Genomic DNA, 19,687 nt, shown 5'->3' with positions numbered 1-19,687 from the left:
TGCGACCGTCGAAATTCCAAAATTGGATTGGCGCATGATCTGGTGCGGGCTGGTTCGCCGGCGCCTTGAACGCTAAGGCGGGCACGACCCTTTGTGAGGTGTTGACTCATGGCCGAGCCGCCCCTGCCGTCCCGCCTCAACGCCTGCCTGGCGGCGATCCGCGCGACGCTGGCCCCGGTCGTGAGGGAGGCTCTGATCCTCCCGCCGGCCGGCCCCGTACGGATCCCCGAGACTCAGGACGCCGGTCTGCCGGTGCTCCGGTGGCTGGCTCAGACCGCGGTGGCCGCGCCGCCGGCGACGGCCGCCGCGGTGGCCGAGGTGGCGGCCCTGGCGGGCGCAATGGTGTGGCGCCAGACCTATGGGCGCGACGAGGCAAGTGAGGCGTTCCTGGAAAATTACGGCTGGACCGAGCTCGCCGGCGCCCGGGGGCTGGTGGCGGATCCCGCGATGTCCGCCGGCCTGCTGCTTCTGGGGCCGCATACGCTGTATGCCGCCCACGAGCATCCGGCGGTCGAACACTATGTTCCGCTGTCGGGCACGGCGCACTGGTGGGACGAGGACCGTGGCTGGCGCACGGAGGCGCCCTTGGCCGTGGTCCTGCATCGCTCCGGCGTGCGCCACGCCATGCGGACCGGCGCCGAACCCTTGCTGGCCTATTTCCACTGGTCGGGTCCGGGGGTCTCCGAACGCGCGCGGTTCAGCGGGCGGGACGACGCCTGAGCGGCCGCATACACCCATCTTATTTTGTCATTTGAGTTGCTGTGGCCCAGATCGTCCTCTGGGGTCGCGCGCCCTGCGGAGACGGGGCCAATGCCGGGAGATCATATGCTTCGCGAACGCGCCCTGGAGTGGGCCCGCCGTCGTCACGGGCTCTATGTCGGCGGTCGCTGGAGAGCTGCCGGCGAGACCAGGCCGTGCGAGGATCCATCGCGGCGTGTCGTCGTGGCCGATATGGCGGAGGCGGCCGTCGCGGACGTCGACGAGGCCGTCGAGGCCGCACGCCACGCCTTTCGCGCCGGACCCTGGCGCGACATGACCCGCGCGCTGCGCGCCGATCGCCTGCGTCTCGCGGCGCGGGTGATTCGCGATCATGCCGAGGAATTGGCCGCGATCATCGCCCTGGAGAACGGCAAGACGTTCGTCGAGGCGCGGGACGATGATATGCCCGACACCGCCGACGTCCTCGACTACTACGCGGGCTGGATCGACAAGGTCTATGGCGAGACCGCGCCGGTGGGCGCAGGGTTCGTCAACTACATCGTCCGCGAGCCGGTGGGCGTCTGCGGCCTCATCGTGCCGTGGAATTTCCCGCTGCTGCTCGCCATGTGGAAGATCGCCCCGGCGCTGGCCATGGGCAACACGGTGGTCGTGAAGCCCTCGGAAGAAACTCCGCTCTCCCTGATCCGATGCCTCGAACTATGGGACGCGGCCAAGGTCTTTCCGCCCGGCGTCGTCAATCTGGTGACCGGCGACGGCGCGGTGGGCGCGAGGTTGGCGGAGCATCCGGACGTCGACAAGCTCTCGTTCACCGGCAGCACCGCCACCGGGAAGCGGATCGTGCAGGCGTCCGGCGCCTCGAACCTGAAGACCGTGACTCTCGAGCTCGGCGGCAAGGCGCCCGTGATCCTGTTCGCCGACCTTCCGGACCTTGAGGGGGCCGTCGCGCGCTGCGTCCAGGCGCACTTCTCGCAGAAGGGCGAAAAGTGCACGGAACCGACCCGGCTGCTCGTTCAGGACGAGATCTACGACCGGTTCGCCGCGGCCGTTGTGGAACGGGTCCGGGCGATCCGCCCCGGCGATCCGTTCGATCCGGCGACGACCCAAGGGGCGCAGTGCGGCGAGGCCCAGCACCGCAAGATCATGGACCACATCGCGGGCGGCCGGGCGGCGGGCGCCAAACTCCTTGCGGGTGGCGACGCCCTGTCCCCGGCAGGAGCGGCTGACGGTCTCTTCGTGGCGCCCACGGTCTTCGGCGAGGTCCCAAACCATCTGGCGATCGCGCGCGAGGAGATCTTCGGGCCGGTGCTCGTGCTGCAACGGTTCGCCACGGAGGAGGAAGCCGTAGCCCTGGCCAATGACACACCCTATGGCCTCGCGGCGGGCCTCTACACCGCAAATGTGTCGCGGGCGCACCGGGTCGCCGCCGCCCTGGACGCCGGCCAGGTGTTCGTCAACCGCTACGGTTGCTACGACTTCGCCGCCCCCTTCGGCGGGTTCAAGCAGAGCGGCTGGGGCAAGGAGATGGGCCCGCATGCCCTGGAGGCCTACACGCGACAGAAGTCCGTCTGGATCGCCCTGTGAGCAGCCGCGAGGAGCCGATCGCCCCCCCGTCCAGGACAGTCGCGCCGCTCGGCGCGGAGCGCTGGTACGTGCTCGCCGTCATGCTCCTGGTCTACGCGCTCAATATCGCGGACCGCTATGTGGTCTCGACGGTCCTTGAGCCGATCCGCCTGGAGCTGCACCTCAGCGACGCGGCCGTCGGCCTGCTCACCGGTGGGGCCCTGGCCCTCTTCTATGTGACGGTGAGCCTTCCGGTCTCCGCGCTGGCGGACCGCGGGAGCCGCCGCAATATCGTGGCGATCTCGCTGCTACTCTGGTCCGCCATGACCCTGGCCTGCGGGTTCGTCCGCAACTACTGGCAACTGCTCCTGGCGCGGATCGGCGTCGGCGTCGGCGAGTCCGGGGCGACGCCCGCCTCCACGGCCCTCATCGGCGACTGCTTCCGACCGGCCGAGCGGCCCATGGCGATGACCGTGTTCACCCTGGGGGCGCCGCTCGGGGCGTGGCTCGGCTCCGACCTCGCCGGCCGGGTGGCCGACATCCATGGTTGGCGCGCGGCGTTCGTCGCCCTGGGCGCACCCGGCCTGGTCCTCGGGGCCATCGTGTTCCTGACGGTGCGCGAGCCGAGGCGGGCGGCCTTCGACGCGGAGGCCGCCGAAACCCTCGCGCCGATTCCCTTGCGCCGCACCGTCGCCCTGCTGTGGAAGAACCGGCCGGTCGTGCACCTGATGACGGCAGGAGCGCTGAGCGCGCTCTGGGGATGGGGGCTGCTCTGGTGGACCCCGACCTACTTCGTCCGGGCCTTCGGCATGTCTGTCGGCGAGGTCGGCGCGGCTCTCGGGGCCGCGCACCTGATCGCCGGGGCCGGCGTCACCCTGCTCGCCAGTTGGGTGATGAGTCTGCCCGCCCTACGCGCGCCGCGCACCGTCTTGTGGACCCTGGCGGCGGTGGGCGCGGTGAGCACCCTCCCCTCGATCCTGATGCTGTTCGCGCCCACCCCTTCCGGCGCGCTCGTCATGATCTACCTCTTCCTGCCGGCCATCTACTTCTACATCGGCCCCTCCATCGGCCTGCTGCAGAACTGGGTCTCGCCGGCGATGCGCGCCCAGACCACGGCCATCAGCGTCCTCATGGGCAACGTCACCAACCTGATGGTCGCGCCGCTGCTGGTCGGGAGCTTGAGCGATGCGTTCGGAGGCGCAGGCGGCGCCTCGGCGGAGTCCCTGCGCTGGGCGATGATCGTTCTGTCGCTCACGGGCTTCTGGGCGGCCTATCACTACTGGGCTGCGGCGCGCGCTTTGGCGCGGGACGCCGCCGCTCCCCCCAAGTCCTGAGGCCCGGTCCGCGATGACGAGTTCCCATGATGGGGCGGTGCACCCCACTATGCCCTCCGCATCGTCTCGCGGCGGGAGGGCCACACCTATGATCAATCGACGATGGCTTCCGTTGAACGCGCTGCGCGCCTTCGACGCCGTGGGCCAGCACCTGAGCTTCACGGCCGGAGCCCAGGCGCTCGGGGTCTCCCAGAGCGCCCTCAGCCGCCATGTGATCGGACTCGAGGAGCTCCTGGGCCGCCAGTTGCTGGAGCGTCGGCCGCACCGCGTCTGTCTGACGGAAGCTGGCGAGGTCCTGCTGCCGGTCGTTCAGAAGTCCTTCGATCGCCTGGAGCAGGTGCTGAACACGATCCGGCACGGGACGCGGATCAGCCGCACGCTCCGAATCTACATGCCGCCGTCGCTGCTGAACCACCTGGCGATTCCGCTGCTGCGGGAGTTCCGAAGCGAGTTCCCCGACATCCTGATCGACGTGTCCTCGAGCAACGCGACCGGGCGGCCGTCGCAGGATCTCGACGTGGCGGTCGTCTACGATCGTCCCAATGTGGACGATCAGGTGACGGACCTGCTGTGGATGGTGCGCCTGACGCCGGTTTGCTCGCCGGAGATCGCACGGCAGCATGCGGGCAAGCCGCTCGGCCGGTTCCTCGCCGACAACGAACTACTGCACGTGCGGCTCGAAGGCGAACCACGGGGCCTGCTCTGGGCCGGTTTCGCCGGGCAGTGCGGACTGGACCTCGACACCGACAGGGGCCTGGCCTTCGACACCGTGATCTCGGCCGTCCAGTTTGCGCGATCGGGCGCAGGGGTGGCTCTCGCGGACCGCGAGATGTTCGCGGCCGACCTCGCCTCCGGCGAGTTGGTCGCGCCCTTCGAGACCTCATGCGAGAACGGATACGGCTACTATCTGAAGTTCCATGCTGAGGATCTGACCGACCCCGTTGTGGCCGCCTTCCGCAGCTGGATTATCGCCCGTTTCAGCGGGACCGCCGGCCGCTGGACTGAGGACGGGGTTTCCAGGCCCCCATCGCCCAGCAACGCCGCTTAGGATCCGGGGGCCAGCTGGGCCGTCATCTCGCACGGAGGCCCGCTCGACCGGCTGTGGCGGCGGGACCCAGCAAGGATGGGTGATGCGCGCGGCCCTCCGCCCCGGCTCGCCGCTTACCTGCCGCCGGAATGATAGGGTTCAGGTTTCAGATTTCCGTTGGCATCCGATGATCGCCAATCGCGTGCGGACCCTCAGGCCGGGCCGGCGTAGACTGTGCGTGCAGGCGGCGGGGCGTGGCCCCGCCGCCTGGCCCGGCTAGAAGCGCGCCTTGAGGCGAGCCCCGATGGTCCGGGGTCGCGCCAGGGTAACGCGGTCGCCGGCCTGGTAGATTTTGTAGTAGGTGGCCCGGCTCACGTCGGTGACCTTGACCCCGTTGGTGAGATTGGTCCCGAACAGGCCGATCTCGTAGCGGCCCCACTCGTAGGCGATCGACGCGCTGAGATCTTTCGCCGAAGGAATGACAGCGTAGCGCGAACTCGGGCCGTTGGGGGTCAGGACGCCGTTCGTGATCACCGTCGCAAATTCGCTGAACGTCGTCTGCACTTTGTCGCGGTAGTTGAAAGCGCCCATGAGGTGAAGGGCGCCGTCGCCCAAGTCGCGATCGTAGAAGAGCGCGGTGGTGAAGATCCACTTGGGGAAGTAGGGCGTCCGGTCGCCATCGAACGCCCCGACCGTCGGGATGTCCCCATTCGCCTTGGCGTCGTTGAAGGACAGGCTGCCTCTGAACGTGAGGTCGTGCGTGACCTTGAAGGTGGATTCGACCTCGACGCCCTTGCTGGTGATCGAACCCTTATTGTCCGTGAAGAAGTAGGAGCAGTTCAGCCCCAGGCGCGTCTGCACGTTCTGCCAGTCGATGTAGTAGGCCGCCGCGTCGACGGTGAGCCGCCCGTCCGCGAAGCGACCTTTCTGGCCGACCGAGTAGTTCCAAAGGTGGTCCGGTCCGAAGGTCAGGGGGGCGGCGGTGTAGCCATAGGCAGCGAGATCACGGGTGCATTGCCCCGCCACGCCTGCCGTTCCCAGCGGCACCGGCTGGTTGGCGCCGCCATAGCGGAAGCCCTTGGCCGCCTCGGCATAGACCATCACGTCAGGTGTGATCTGGTAGGAGACGTTGACGCGCGGGTTGAAGCCGTCAGCGCTCTGCTTGGCGTTCAGGGTCAACGGGACGTGATCTACGACGCCGTACACGCCGCTCGAGAAGAGAGAATACTTCTCGTGGAAGTCGAACCAGCGGACCCCCGCCGTGACGTCGAGCTTGTCCGACACGTGCCAAGTGCCGTCCGCGTAAAGGGCGAGCTGGTGCTCGTCGATGTTCTGCAGGCCGGAGAAAATGTCGTCCGGCCTGAAGGCGGCGTCGACGGTCTGGGAATTGTAGCGGCCGTCGGGCGTGTTGAACGGGCCGTAGAAATAGTTCTCGTAGGAGAGACGGTCGAAGCCCGGCACCGGGATGTCCTGCCACAGACGCCGGCTTTGTTCCTCGTAGAAGGCGCCCACCGTCCAGCGGACCGGGCCGTCGTCGTGGGACACGATCCGGACTTCCTGCATGAAGTCGTGGATCCGGTTGTTGATCTGGAACATCTCCGCCGGAATGCTGTTCGTGATCGCCTGGTCGTATTGGGCCGGCTTCTTGAACAGAGGATAGGCGTTCGGGCCGATGGGAAGGCCGCTGCCGTAGTCCTCGAAGAAATAGCCGATCTGGGGTTCGGGGCTCGAATTGAAGCCGATGTGCCGCGTCGTATAGGAGGTGGTGGAGATCACCTCGGCCCCGCCCAGGTCATAGGCGACGTTCAATGTGTAGAGCTGCAGGCGGTCGTTGGTGCCCTCCGGGGAATTGGAGGACACGGTGTAGCCCGGCAGGCCGCTCAAGCCCTGATTCAGGCCATAGGCGCGGCTGTGCTCGAAGGTCCCGCTGAGGTCGATGGTGAGGTTGTCGCTGGGAATCCAGCGGAGCGCCAACCGGCCTTGTTCTGTCCGCGCCAGATTCGCATCGTCCTTGTGGCGTGCACCGATGTTGTCGATGTAGCCGCCAGTCTCGCTCTTGTAGACTGCGGCGCGCAGGGCGACGGTCTCGCTCAAGGGCGCGTTCACCATGCCGCGGAAGCTGTAGCTCGGATCCCCATGCTGCGTGCCCGACCCCGTTGCCTCCACCGATCCGAAGACGCTGTCGAGGCTCGGCTTGGCCGTAACGAAGCGGATCGTACCGGCCATCGAGCTCGCGCCGAACAGGGTGCCCTGCGGGCCGCGCAGCACCTCAATGCGCTCAAGATCGAAGACCTTCAGGTCCGGGGTCTGACCCTGGACGGAGATCGGCGTGTCGTCGACATACACCGCCACCAGAGACCGGTCGGAGGTGTCCGACGCCGCGTAGCGCCCGGTGGACAGGCCGCGCATGTCGAACTTCTGATAGCCCGGCGCACCTTCCGTGATGGAGAGCGAGGGCGCCACCTTCGCCAGATCGGACAGGTTGACCTGCCCGGCGCGGTCGAGCTGGACGGGGTTGATCGCCGAGATCGCCATCGGCACCTTCTGTAGTGACTCGGCCGCGCCGCGATTGGCGGTGACGACCACCTCTTCCACCTGGGCGGAAGCCGGCGCTTCAGCCGCGGCGGCGGCCTGGCCCGCGAGGACGCTGAGGCTGGCGGCGGACAGCAGGACGCTGGTCAGCGTGGCTTTGGACACCGCAAATGGCTGTATGGCGCGAACATGGCGCATAGAAGTTCCCCCCTCGTCTTCCGACGACGTTGTGTTTTCTGACTAGGCCCGACCGCGGGACTCTCGTCCCGATCCCGTGCTGCGAACCCTTGGTGCAAGTGTCCGCGCAGGCCGGCGCCGATTGAAGCGACTTATCTGGATGCGGCCATCCAAAAAAGGCATCCGCGCCCGGCGGCGCGCAGGACTACCTCGCCGCAAGGGCAGCTTGGAGCGCCGCCAGCCAAGGCTCGAACTTGCGCCATTGCTCGACGCCGTTCCGGTCCAGCGGCCGCCGAACCTGTTCGGAGCTCGCGGTGCGGACCGGACGCACCGTCTCATGGAACCGAAGGCATGCCGATTCGAACGATAGGCCGCAATGATCGAGCAGGCGACGGATCTCGGATTCCGGCCGGTCCACGAGGGTCTCGTATTGCACCTTCAGGACGCGACCAGGGAGCACTGCATCGAAATGGGCCATGAGCCGCTCGTAGTCGCGGTAGTAGCTCGCGAACCAGGTGAGGTCGGCGCTGTAGCCTTGGCCTTCGGCGAAGTTCTGCTTGAAGGCCGACAGCCCGCAAGCCACCGGATCTCGACGAACATCGATGATCCGTGCGTGGGGGAGCATCAGGTGGATAAGGCCCACGTGGAGGAAATTGCCTGGAAACTTGTCAGTGAATATCGGGCGGCCCAGTCGTCGGTGCAGGCGCGTTCGGTCTAGATAGGCTTCGCCGAGACGCTGGAACTCATCCGTCGACAGGGTCGCGAGCCGCGCAGGATATCCGCTGTCCCGGAGGCCGGGTGCGGTTCCCGCCTGGGCCGCCAGGATCCGCACGTCGGGGAGTTCGGAGGTTCCCTCTACCTGCGAATGGCTGGCGAGGACCTGTTCCACGACCGTCGAGCCGGCACGCGGCAGGCCGACGATGAAGATGGGATCTGCTTCGGGACAGCCCGCGTCGGCCCTCGCCGCCAGCAGCTCCGGCGTGAAGGTTGCGATCGTGCGATTGACGAAGGCGGTGTGGGCCGCCGGATCGAAGGGCTGCCGGCTCCGCCTAAGGCCGTTGCCGGCCTCGTAGTGGGTGAAGGCGGCCCCGAAGTCCCCGCTGTCCTCAAGGGCCTTGCCCAGGGCGAAGTGCAGATCGACCCGCTCCCGCAGCTCGACCACCGGGTCGGCGAGTCTTGCCCTCATCCGCTGGAGGTCCGCATCGGCGAACGGGACGACCTTCAGGTTGGCGATCGCCCAATAGGCAGCGCCCGCACCGGTCGGCCCGTCGGCGCGGCGGCGGTACGCTCTCAGCGCCTCGGCTTGTCGCCCGAGCGTCTTCAGCACATGACCTCGGGCGAGGACCAGATCCATGTCATCGGGCGCTTCGGCGAGCAGGCCGTCAAAGAGCGCGAGCGCGGCGTCGTAATCGCCGGTCTGCGTCCGGAGCGCCGCATCGAGGTGGCGGACGGCGAAGGTCGGGTGATCGGCGCGAAGGATGGCGATCTCTCGGATCGCTTCGGGCAGCTTCTCCTGGCGATAAAGCCCGAGCGCGTAGGTAAGGCGCAGCGGTGCGAAGCGTGGCGCCGCGGCGAGGGCGATCTCCAGATGCGGTTCCACGACGCCCGCCAAGTCCCAGGCGACGGCGAGGTCGGCTAGGGCCTTGAGCATCAGCGGATCGTTCGGTGCGAAGCCGGCGGCGCTCAGCCGCGTGCCGGCTTCGGGCTCGCCATAAAAGAAAGCCTCGATGAGCGCTCGCGGCGCCGATAGGTCCGGGCGGCCACCGCCCTGTTCAGGCTGGGCGCCAGGTTCCAGCGCGAGTTGGTCGTGCAGCGCGGCCTGCGCCAGCCATGATCCGGGGTTCAGGATGGCCGCGCGTCGGAGGTGTTCGATCGCCGCCCTGGACCTTCCCAGAACTGTGAGCGCTGCCCCATACTCGAACTGTGGCCCCCAGGCTCCTGGGGCCTGTACGCTGACCTCGCTAAGCACTTTTGCGGCGGCTTCCGCGTCTCCAGTCCGTCGCAGGGCCGCGCCGAGGATGAGACGTGCTTCAAGGTTGTCCGGAGAAAGTCGCAGAGCCTCCCGAGCGTTTCGGACTGCGCCCGTCGCATCTGTGGCCAACATACGTCGCCCGTTCGCGAGCCGTTCAGCGAGTGGGATTGGGGGCGCCATCGTCAAATGCAGGAAAGCGTCCTTTATCCTGGTCCGAGCGAGCGATCGACCATTATCAGCCGCCAGACCCCGGCGGCCACCAACTGTCCGTCATAAGTCACGGAGGGACAGACGGCTTCGCCTCCCCAAGGGAGCCGCATGCCGTTCTCTAATGCGGACGTTTCCAATTTCGCCAATGAGTCAAAAGGGGTCGATCGAGGATTCGCGGCCGCGGCCGAAAAGGTGCTCAGTCGAAGCGCCACAGCTCGATCGGTTCAAGTCCGAGCGCGCGTGCGAGTTCGAACACCGTCTTGGCTGAGGCGTTTCGCTCGCCCCGTTCCACCAGACCGACGTAGTTTCTGTGTAGTCCGGCCCGTTCGGCGAGCTCTTCCTGACTCCACTGGCGAGCTTCCCGGCACGCACGAATTCGGCGGCCCAAACTCAACAGGTCAGTGTCTACTGGCACCCCGGCAAAGTTGCCGGGGAAGCGAACGGACTCTACACACTGACAGTGTGTCCTGATAAGCTTGTTGGCTTCCCATTGTTGGGCGCCAAGCCACGATGTCTGTCACCACGCCAGCTGCAGATACCCATGTCGACCCCGATTTAGGATCCCGGGTCGAACTGGCTTCTTCTCATTTTCGCGCGCATGCCGGGTGGCTGCTGAACTTCCTAAGCCGACGCTTCGGCAAGGACGCTGCGGAGGACATTGCCCAAGAGGCGTTTGTCCGAAGCATGGGGGTCGAAACGGTTCGCAACCCCCGAGCCTTCCTTGCCACGCTAGCGTTGCGGGCTGCGGCGGACCAGGCGCGGCGGGAGAGCGTACGGCCGATCGCTGGGGAGTTGGAGGAGGCAGACGCACCGGTCCTGCCGGACCAGTTGGAGCGGGTTCTGTTGCAACAACTCTTGCGCGAGCTACCGCGTCCCGTGCGGGAGGTGTATCTGTTGTGCCGGGTCGCCGGCTTCACCTATCCCGAAGCCGCCGAGCGCCTGGGCATCTCGGTCAAGCGCGTGGAGGCGCGGATGACGGAGGCGCACAAGCGATTCGCGGCCCTGTTGCGGGACTGAGGCGGGTCTTGGGATGAGCCACCAGGCAGAAGCTTCGCGGGCGGAGGCGGAAGCGGCGCGCTGGTTCGAGGTGCTGCGCAAGACCTCCGTGACCACCCAGGCGCTGCGGGAATTCCACGCCTGGAAGCGGGACGCCGAGAACGCCGCCGCCTTCGGTCGGGTCGAGGCCGGCTGGAAGGTCACCGGCGCCCTGGGCTCGCGTCCGGAGGTGCAGGCGGCCGTGGACGAGGTCCTGGCGCGGCATCCGGCGCGGAAGCGGATGGACTGGCGCTTCGTGGTGGCGCCGGTCGCCGTGGCCGGCGGCCTGGGTCTTGCCGTCTGGGCGCCGGGCGCCGTGTCGCCGCGCTACGAGACCGGCGTCGGCGAGCAGCGGGTGGTGGCCCTTTCCGACGGCTCCCGGGTCCGGCTCAACACCGACAGCGCCGTGCGGGTTTGGTACTGGGGCGGCGAGCGCCGGGTGGTGCTCCGCCGCGGGCAGGCCTTCTTCGACGTGGCGCATGACGCCTCGCGGCCGTTCCTGGTGGAGGCCGGGCCCGCCGAGGTGCGCGCGCTCGGCACGAAGTTCGATGTGCGGCGAGACGACGGCACGGTCGCCGTGACCCTGGTCGAGGGTCGAGTGCGGGTGGAAGGCGATGGCGGCGGCGAGACGACGCTCGCGCCGAACCAGCAGCTGACCGTGACCAGGGCCGGCATGAGTCGGCCGCGCGCCCTGGCGGCGGCCGAGGAATCCAGCTGGACCACCGGGCGGCTGACCTTCCGGGGCGCGCCGCTGCGTGACGTGGTCGCCGAGGCGAACCGCTATTCCCGCCGCAAGATCGAGCTCGCGGCGCCCGAGGCCGTGGCCGGCGAGCTGGTCAGCGGCACGTTCGACGCCGGCGACATCGACGCCGTCGTCGCCGCCCTCACGCACTACTACGGCCTCGAAGCTGGCACGCCGTCGCCCGAGGTGATCCGGCTCACGCCCCGCGTGCCCAGCGGCGCCTGAACTTTTTTCGCGAAGGGCCCGAGGGTATCGGGGCCTTCCACACGACTAGCCCCCCAGAAGCGCGACGCCGACTGGCAGCGGGGGCCGAAGTGGTCCCGGCGATGGACGTCGCCCGGGAGGGGAAGCGATGGTCCGGCGTAGGCGTGAGTGGAGTTTGAGTGCGGTGAGCCTGGCGGCGCTGTTGGCCGCCGTTCCGGCCGCCGAGGCCCGGGCCCAGGCCCAGGCCGCCTACGCGGTCGACGTCCCGGCCGGGTCGCTCGAGTCGGCGCTGCTGGTCCTGGCGCGGCAGACCGAGCACCAGCTGTTCTTCTCCAAGGATCTCGTCGCCGGCCGCCGGGCCGCGGCGCTCAAGGGCCGCTTTGCGCCGGAGGACGCCGCGGCGCGCCTCGTGGCCGGCGCCGACCTCTCCGTCAGCCGAGCGGGTCCCCACCTCCTCGTGCTCGCGCGGAAACCGCCTGCGCCGGCGACCCGACAGCCGGCGCAGGCGGCGGACGAGGCCGTGCGCCCTTTCGCGACGGCGCAGCTCGGCGGGGCGGCGCCGGCCGCGCCGGACAGCGGGCCCGTCCGGGCGGCGCCCATCCTCCTCGATGAGGTGCAGGTCACGGGGTCGAACATTCGCGGCGCGCCGTTGGCCTCGCCTTTGCTGGTGATCGACCAGGAGGCGCTGGCCGCCTCAGGCCACGCGACGGTGGCCGAGGCGCTGCGGGCCCTGCCTGAGAACTTCGGCGGCGGGGCAGGCGAGGGCAACTCGCTGGCCGGCGCCGACCCCGTGGGGCGGAACACCTCCTTCGGCAGCGGCATCAACCTGCGTGGGCTCGGCAACGGCGCGACCCTCGTCCTGGTGAACGGCCGTCGGCTGGCGGGCTCGGGGACCTTCGGGGACTACGCCGACGTCTCCTCCATCCCCACCGCGGCGGTGGCTCGCGTGGAGGTGCTGCTGGACGGGGCCTCGGCGATCTACGGCTCCGACGCCGTGGGCGGGGTGGTCAACATCATCACCCGCAAGGACTACACGGGCGCGGAAGTCCGGGTGCTGGCCGGGATCGGGACGTCCGGCGAGCCTGCGCAGGGCCAGGCCTCGGTGACGGTGGGCCGCCGCTGGGACGGCGGCGGGCTGATGCTGTCCTACGAGCTGCAGCGGCGCGAACGGCTGGCGGCCGAGGACCGCGACTTCGCGGCCAGCGCCGACCTGCGGCCGTTCGGAGGGTCGGACTTCCGCGGAACCAACAGCTTCCCGGGCAATGTGCTGCTGCCCGTGGCGGGGACCAACACGCTCGCGCCGGCCTTTGCGATTCCTGGAGGGCAGAATGGGGTGGGCCTGCGGCCCGGGGATTTCCTGGCCGGCGTCGTCAACCGCCAGAACCAGCGCCTGGGCGTGGACGTGCTTCCCCGTCAGACCGTCAACGCCGTCTACGCGGCTGTGGACCAGGAGGTGGGCGAGCGGCTGGTCCTCACCGCCGACGGGCGCTTCAGCGCGCGGCGCTACAAGGCCCGGTTCGCCCCCGCCGTCAGCAGCTTTACGGTGGGACGCGGCAATCCCTTCTTCGTGTCGCCGAATGGCGCGGCCACGAACCAGATCGCCTATTCCTTCGCGGGCGAACTGCCGAACGTGATCTCGGCGGGCAATGTGGAGAGCCTGGCGCTGACGGCCGGCGCAACGCTTCGGCTCGGCGGCGACTGGAGGAGCGAGGCCTATGGCGCCTTCGCCCAGGAGCTCACCGAGGTGCGGGGCCGCAACCTCGTCAACTTCGCGATCCTGGCGGAAGCGCTCGGCAATGTTGCCGACCGCGCCGACACCGCCTTCAGCACCGCGCGGGACGGGTTCTTCAATCCGTTCTCCGGCGTTGCCGGGTCCAATCCGGCGGGCGTGATGGGCGCGATCGGGTCCGGTTCGACGTTCGCGCGGATCCGCAGCCGGGTCTCCACGGTGAATGCGCAGGCCGACGGATCGGTCCTGTCCCTGCCGGGCGGGAGGGTGAAGCTCGCCGTGGGCGCCCAGGCGCGCCGCGAGAGCCTGGTGCGCAGCGGTTTCAACCAGATTTCCACCGTCGTGCCGGCCCCGACGGCCCCGACCGACGTCTCGCGCGACGTCACCGCCGCCTTCGCCGAGCTGCGCGTGCCGCTCTTCGGGGAGGCAAATGCACGGCCGGGGATGCAGCAACTGGAGCTGTCGCTCGCCGGGCGGCTGGAACACTACGAGGCGGTGGGAACCAGCTTCCGGCCCAAGGTGGGCGTGGTGTGGGGGCCGACCGACGACCTGCAGCTGCGGGCCACCTACAGCCGCTCGTTCCGGGCGCCGGCGCTGCGCGAACTCTACGACCCGGCCCTCTACAACCCGACCTCGCAGCCGCTCGGCACGGGGCGGATCCTCGTGCTGCAGCTGGCCGGCGGCAACCCGGACCTCAAGCCGGAGAGCGCGGACTCCTGGACCGTCGGCGTGGATTTCGCGCCGTCCCGGTGGCCGGGGCTGAAGCTGTCGCTCACGGCCTTCGACATCCGCTTCAAGAACCGTATCGACCGCCCGGTGACGGCCAGCATCGCCGCCGCCCTCGTCGACCCGCGACTGAGCGCCTTCGTGCGGCGGATCTCGCCGGGGACCAATCCGGCCGACCTCGCGTTGATCACCGAGCTGCTGAGCGACCAGGCGCTCAGCACCACCAACGGGGTGTTCCTGCCCACGGAGTATGGCGCGATCGTCGACAGCCGCTTCGTGAACACCGCGGCGCTGCACGTGCGCGGGCTGGACGGCACGGCATCCTACGCCTTCGATCTGGGCGAGGCCCGTGTGCGGCTCGGCGCCAACGCCAGCTACCTGTTCAGCTTCGAGCAGCAGTTCACGCCCACCGCGGCGGTGATCGAGCGGGTGAATGTCGCCAACTTCCCGCTCAGGTTCCGAGGCCGGTTCACCGCCGACTGGACCCGCGGGCGGCTGAGCCTCGGCGGGGCGCTCAACTACACCGGCCGCTATCGCGACGGCCTGGGCGCGCGGATCGGCGACCAGGCCAAGGTCGACCTGCAGGCGCGGCTTGCGCCCGCCGAGCGCGGCCCCATGGAGGGGGTCGCGGTGCTGCTGACGGTGCGCAACGTCTTCGACAGGGACCCGCCGTTCTTCAACAATCCGGTGGGCGTCGCCTACGACCCCGCCAACGCCGATCCCATCGGCCGATTCGTCTCGCTGCAGCTGACCCGCACCTGGTGAGGCCGGACATGCCGCGGCTTGCCTGCGCCACGGCCGCGGCCGTGGCGCTCCTCTGGGGCGTCCCGGCGACCGCACGCCCCTTCACGGTCGACGACCTGCTGCACCAGGAATCCCTGGGCGCCCAGGCGTTCGATCCCTCCGGCCGCTGGCTGGCCTTCGAGCAGCGCGGTCCCTACGACTCCGCGAAGCGTTACGACCAGCACTTCGCCATCGGCCAGACCCTGGGCCGGCTGAAGGTCGTCGACCTGCGGGCGGGCGCTCCGGCTCGGCCGCTGCTGGCCGAGGATCCCGGGCCGGGGCTGGTGCTGGGCCCGTTCTCCCCCGGCGGCGAGCGGGTGGCGGTGTTCGACACGCGCGACCACGGCTGGCGGCTGGGGATCGTCACCGTGGCGACGGGGGCGGTGCGCTGGTTCGACATCTGCCCGCAGGAGGCCAAGCGCGGGCGGTCGCTGCAGTGGCTGTCGGACCGCGCGTTCCTCGTGTTCGACCGGCCGGACGGCTGGCCGCCAGCGGGCCTGCGCCAGGACTGGCAGGTGCGCGAGCGCCTGGCCGCGGCCTGGGCCGCCGCCGCCTCGGGCGCCGGCGCGCATACGGTCCTGGGGAGCGGCGCCTATGCGGGAATGCGCGTGCGCGCCCCCGCCCGCCGGCTGCTGAAGGTGGATGCGGTGACCGGCGAGATCGCTCAGCTGGCGAGCGGCGAGTTCATCGACATGGAGCTGTCGCCGGCCAAGGACCGGGTGGCGCTGTTCCGGTCAGGGCGGGATCTGCAGCCGAGGCCGGATGGACCGGTACGTGGGCCGGCCGGCTTCGAACTCGAGGCCACCCACCTCTCCGTGCTCGACTTGCGGACGCGGGCGACAGTGGATGTGCGCGGCGTCGGCGACCTCCTCCCCAACCTCTTGGCCTGGTCGCCGAGCGGGCGGCGGCTGCTGGCTTTCGAGCGCGGAGGCGATGGCCTGTGGCCGTCCGGCGGGCTTGTCCGGGTCGACGCGGAGAGCGGCGCGGCTGTCTCCCTCGGGCGGGATCTCGAGCCGCGCGCGACCTTGAACCCGGTCTCGATCCGCGCCGGCTGGATGGGCGACGACCCGATCCTCTACGGACGGCCGCGCGGCGGCGACCGCTTCGACTGGTTCCGCTTTGCCGCGGGGCGATGGACGGCGCTCACGAGGGACCTGCCCGACGGTGACCAGCCGGTGCTGGCCGTGGGTCCTCGCCGGCTGGTCGTCCTGGCCGGCGGGCGGATCGTGGCCGTGGGACCGGACGGCCGCTCGCGCTTGCTGGACCGAGAGACCGCGACGCTGGCGATCCGGCCGTTCCCGGGGACGCCGGGCTCCCGGCTGGTGAACGCCCTGCCCACCGGAACCTGGGTGCGGCGCGAAGGCGGCGAGCTCGCCTGGGTGACGGAAGCCGGTATCACGACAGGCCCTGCGCCGCGCTCCCAAGCTGGAGATCTCCTGATGGCGTCGGCCGCCGCCCGAGCCGCCTTGATGCGGCGTCTGGAGCCGACGGGGGTGGAAACCCTGAGCGTGGTGCGCGCCGGGGGCGCCCCGCTTCCGATTGTCACGGTGAACGCCGGTTTGGCGGAGACCGACGTGCCGGAGATCGTCCCGATCCGCCACCGCGGGGCGGCGGGGGAGCCGCTGACCAGCTGGATGTACCTGCCGCCGCGCGGGCCGGGGGATCCGGTCCCGCCGCTCATCGTGCGCCCCTACCTGGGCTCCAACCACGCAACCCCGCCCCGGGAGCTCTACATGGAGCAGGGCTTCTTCCAGAACCTGCGGATGCTCACCGGCCACGGCTATGCGGTCCTGGTCCCTAGCCTTCCCAATCCGCCGGGCGGTATGACCGATCCGGCGGATGGGGCCGCCGAACGGATCCTGGCCGTCATGGCGGCGGCTGAGGCGGAGCCGGGGCTCGCGGGGCGCTTCGACGGGGGCCGGGCGGCGATCCTCGGCTGGAGCTTCGGCGGCTATACCACCATGGCCACGATCACCCAGACCGACCGCTTCCGGGCCGCCGTCGCCATGGATGGCATCAGCGACCTGGTCGGCTACTGGAGCACCATGCCGCTTCAGCGCGCGATCCTCCCCGAGGACGGCTACAGCGCCATCGGGGTCACCGGCACCGTCGAGTCCACCCAGCCTCGCCTCGGCGGACCGCCTTGGGCGCACCTTGATCGCTACCAGCGCAACAGCCCGCTACTCCACGCCGATCGCATCCGCACGCCGCTGCTATTGATCCACGGGGCCCTGGACCCGGTGCCGCTGTCTGGCTCGCAGGCCATGTACTCGGCCCTGTTCCGCCAAGGGAAGGACGCCATGCTGGTGATCTACTGGGGCGCCAACCACGCGGTCACCGCCCCCGGCGACGTGCGCGACGTCTGGGCGCGCACCTTCCGCTTCCTCGACGCGCACCTCAGTGTCGCCAGCGCCACCGCACCGCGTCCAGCGAGTCCGGGACCCGGGTCTGCCAGTAGCGGACCCACGCCTCCACCGCCGCGGCGTTGAGCACGTCCATGGCCGTGCCGCCGCCGCCCGTGAGCAGGTGCTGGGGATCGAGCGTGCGGCCCAGCACCTCGCGGTCGAGCAGGCCGGCTTCGGCGAGACATCCGTCCATCAGGTAGGGGCGCAGGGTCTCCAGGCTCATGGCCGCGAGCTTGCCGTAGTAGGTGCTCATGTCGCCCTTGGCGCGCCGCTGCAGGACTTCGGTCGGAAGGCGATCGCGGAAGGCGCGTCGGGCGAACGGCCGGTCGTAGCTCTCGCCGGCCAGGTCGGGGACGGCGATGGAGAGGCCGTGTTCCACCACCGGCTGGGCGAACAGGGGCAGCAGGATGTCGGCCGCCTGCAGCCGCCGGCTGGGGCCGCCGTAGAGGTGGGTGACCGCCACCCCCTGGACGTGCAGGACCTTCGCGGGCGGCAGGCCGCGCGCCCGGGCCTCCCGCACCCAGGGATGCTCCACGGTTTCGGCGGCCGCCGCCACCACGGGGCTGAGCAGCGTCGAGGCCATGCGGGGGCGCCGAGCGCGGCCGGTGCGCTCCGCGCGCACCTGGCGCAGCACGCTCCACACCGACTGGCGGGTCCGGCGCGCCACCGCCGCCAGCAGGGGCGAGGCCAGGGCGCGCGCGCCGTCGCGGGCCAGGGCGTCGGACATCACCAGGGCCGTGGGGAACTGGAAGAAGACCCCGTCGCCGCCCTGCCCGGAGACGATCGCCGAGGCCCCGGTTTCGCGCAGGCGGGCCAGCTCGTCGCGATCGCGGCCCGCGTCGACGCCGCCGATCGCCGGCCACGCCTGCCGCGCCGTCTCCGCCAGGCTCGCCTCGTCGATGGGCGTCGCCCAACCGCGTGGCGTGGTGAGCTCCACGCCGATCCGGTCCGTCACCGCCCGGGCGTACTGGCTCTCGTCGGCTTCCGGCCGGCTGTCCTGGTAGTTCAGCCAGGCGGCGACGCGGGGCGTACAGCCGGCGGCCGCCAGGGTCCCCGCGAGGATCGAGGAATCCAGCCCTCCGGAAAGCTCCATCAGGACGCGGTCGTATCGACTGACGAGCGCCTCGGTGCAGGCCTCCACCCGCTGGACGGCGTCGCAGGCCGCCGCCTCGAGGTCGCGGTGGCCGTTGGCGGCGAAGTCGGCCGCGCTCCAGACGGTTTCGGGAGGTCTCGTCGGGTCGCCGATCCGCACGAGTTCGCCCGGCTGTACCACGGTGATGTCGTCGAACAGGGACCGCGTCATGGCCGCGGCCGGGGCGGCCAGGAAGCGGGCGATGGCCTCCCAGTTGAGGAACGGACTATGGGCGCCGAACCCCGCCGGCGCGTGGGTCATGTCCGAGGCGACGATCTCCACGCCGTCCTTCAAGGACCAGGTCATGCAGCCCACCAGGCCGCTGGGATCTCGCAGGACGTACGGAAGGCCGCCGGCCGGGTCGGACAGGATGGCCACGTACCGACCCCAGCCCGCCCGAACCAGGCGCCGCGCGAAGGCGACGGGCTCGGCGCGGCGCGCGAGCGCCGCCGAAAGCGCCGCGGGATCGCCGGGGTGCGGGATCAGGTCGCCGAGGATGACGCCGGCGTCGCGCGGCAGGCGCCGCAGCGGGAGCGGCGCGCCCGGGGGCTGCCAGAGCGACAGCCCATCCAAGCCCGCGGTCTGGCGCCAACCGCCTTCGGCGCCGAGCCTGGCTTCCAGGGCCTGGATGCGCACGACGGCGTCCCGACAGGCGGACGGCCAACAGAGGGCGAGGTAGGCGCGCCGCATCAGGCGACCAGGATCGGCGTGAAGCGCGACACCCGCTCGACCGTGTCGTCGAGCACCACCTCGCCGGCCTGCAGCCAGCAATGGGCGCTGAACGGCCAGGTGGCGACGCCGAACACCCACGCCGCGCTCAGCCCCCGGCGCTCGAGCAGGCGGCGCAGGATGAAGGACCGCAGCAGGCATTTCCCGGAGACGGGCGCGAACGGGATCCAGGCGTGGAAGCGGTCGACGATCTCGAGGGTGGCGGCCGTCGGCGACCCGGGCGCCGTGGCGGGGGCCACGGCGGCGAGGATCTGATTCAGACTGCGGCCGCGATAGGCGGCGAGGACATCCATCATCGCTCCCATGGCGGTCGCGATGTCGGCAGCCCTCGGCGCGGGATAGGTCCAGCGCAAGACGCTCTTGGTGGGCGTCGGGGTCCGCGGCCGTGCAGCCTGGCGTTCCGAGGGATCGGAGAGGATCAGCCCGGCCCGTTCGAGATCCTCGGCCAGGCTCGGGTCCTCGACCACGAGGCCGCGCGTCTCGGTCAATGCGATCTGCGCCGCGGCTCCGGCCAGGCAGAAGTAGGCGTCGCGATCGACGTCCAGGAAGACGACGTCCTCGTCCACCTTCGCCAAGTGCACGCCGCGGACGAGCGCCCACTCGCGATCTGCTGCGCGCGTCGTTAGGCCCGCGCCCACGTGCGCCCCTCCTCGTCGATGATCTCTGGGCG

13 protein-coding genes are annotated in these 19,687 nt (G+C 70.1%); 8 read left to right on the top strand and 5 right to left on the bottom strand.

Features of this window, described 5'->3' with window-relative positions; translation table 11 throughout:
• Positions 1-108 precede the first annotated feature (108 nt).
• The 4 genes from ACODSY_RS02860 to ACODSY_RS02845 all read left to right on the top strand — a co-directional run bounded on the left by ACODSY_RS02860 (position 109) and on the right by ACODSY_RS02845 (position 4,662).
• Positions 109-720, top strand: coding sequence for a dimethylsulfonioproprionate lyase family protein (locus ACODSY_RS02860; RefSeq protein WP_488950114.1), 612 nt, complete (start codon positions 109-111; stop codon positions 718-720).
• A 105-nt stretch (positions 721-825) separates the two neighbouring features.
• Entirely contained in the window at positions 826-2,301 is a 1,476-nt protein-coding gene (locus ACODSY_RS02855; protein ID WP_488950113.1) for an aldehyde dehydrogenase family protein, read from the top strand.
• Positions 2,298-3,614 (top strand): spinster family MFS transporter, encoded by a 1,317-nt coding sequence (locus tag ACODSY_RS02850; RefSeq protein WP_488950112.1) that lies wholly within the window; start codon positions 2,298-2,300, stop codon positions 3,612-3,614. The genes ACODSY_RS02855 and ACODSY_RS02850 overlap by 4 nt, the downstream gene beginning before the upstream one ends.
• Positions 3,615-3,726: 112 nt before the next feature.
• Complete coding sequence (locus ACODSY_RS02845) at positions 3,727-4,662, top strand: LysR substrate-binding domain-containing protein (RefSeq protein ID WP_488950111.1); 936 nt, start codon at positions 3,727-3,729, stop codon at positions 4,660-4,662.
• A gap of 255 nt (positions 4,663-4,917) precedes the next feature.
• Here ACODSY_RS02845 and ACODSY_RS02840 read toward each other — a convergent pair whose 3' ends face one another.
• From ACODSY_RS02840 to ACODSY_RS02830, 3 genes are all read right to left on the bottom strand, one after another.
• Positions 4,918-7,338, bottom strand: coding sequence for a TonB-dependent receptor (locus ACODSY_RS02840; protein WP_488950110.1), 2,421 nt, complete (start codon positions 7,336-7,338; stop codon positions 4,918-4,920).
• Positions 7,339-7,555: 217 nt separating this feature from the next.
• Positions 7,556-9,502 (bottom strand): tetratricopeptide repeat-containing sulfotransferase family protein, encoded by a 1,947-nt coding sequence (locus ACODSY_RS02835; RefSeq protein ID WP_488950156.1) that lies wholly within the window; start codon positions 9,500-9,502, stop codon positions 7,556-7,558.
• A gap of 226 nt (positions 9,503-9,728) precedes the next feature.
• Complete coding sequence (locus ACODSY_RS02830) at positions 9,729-9,947, bottom strand: helix-turn-helix domain-containing protein (protein ID WP_488950109.1); 219 nt, start codon at positions 9,945-9,947, stop codon at positions 9,729-9,731.
• 95 nt (positions 9,948-10,042) lie between these two features.
• Between ACODSY_RS02830 and ACODSY_RS02825 the strand changes: the two genes are divergently transcribed.
• From ACODSY_RS02825 to ACODSY_RS02810, 4 genes are all read left to right on the top strand, one after another.
• A complete protein-coding gene (locus tag ACODSY_RS02825; protein ID WP_488950108.1) occupies positions 10,043-10,549 on the top strand; it encodes an RNA polymerase sigma factor in 507 nt (168 codons plus the stop codon).
• Between the two features lie 13 nt (positions 10,550-10,562).
• Entirely contained in the window at positions 10,563-11,534 is a 972-nt protein-coding gene (locus tag ACODSY_RS02820) for a FecR family protein (RefSeq protein WP_488950107.1), read from the top strand.
• A 163-nt stretch (positions 11,535-11,697) separates the two neighbouring features.
• Entirely contained in the window at positions 11,698-14,733 is a 3,036-nt protein-coding gene (locus ACODSY_RS02815; RefSeq protein ID WP_488950106.1) for a TonB-dependent receptor domain-containing protein, read from the top strand.
• An 8-nt stretch (positions 14,734-14,741) separates the two neighbouring features.
• A complete protein-coding gene (locus ACODSY_RS02810) occupies positions 14,742-17,240 on the top strand; it encodes an alpha/beta hydrolase family protein (protein ID WP_488950105.1) in 2,499 nt (832 codons plus the stop codon).
• On the opposite strand, the gene ACODSY_RS02805 is transcribed toward ACODSY_RS02810, so the two are convergent.
• The gene (locus ACODSY_RS02805; RefSeq protein ID WP_488950104.1) at positions 17,149-18,978 is read right to left on the bottom strand and encodes an asparagine synthase-related protein; all 1,830 of its coding nucleotides are present in this window, start codon (positions 18,976-18,978) and stop codon (positions 17,149-17,151) included. The two genes, ACODSY_RS02810 and ACODSY_RS02805, sit on opposite strands and share 92 nt — an antisense overlap.
• Positions 18,978-19,655, bottom strand: coding sequence for a lasso peptide biosynthesis B2 protein (locus ACODSY_RS02800; protein WP_488950103.1), 678 nt, complete (start codon positions 19,653-19,655; stop codon positions 18,978-18,980). The genes ACODSY_RS02805 and ACODSY_RS02800 overlap by 1 nt, the downstream gene beginning before the upstream one ends.
• Positions 19,656-19,687 lie beyond the last annotated feature (32 nt).

Source organism: Phenylobacterium sp. FG114, assembly GCF_057809855.1.
The sequence above is the reverse complement of the archived record's forward strand: the minus strand, read 5'-3'. Positions and strand labels throughout refer to the sequence as shown.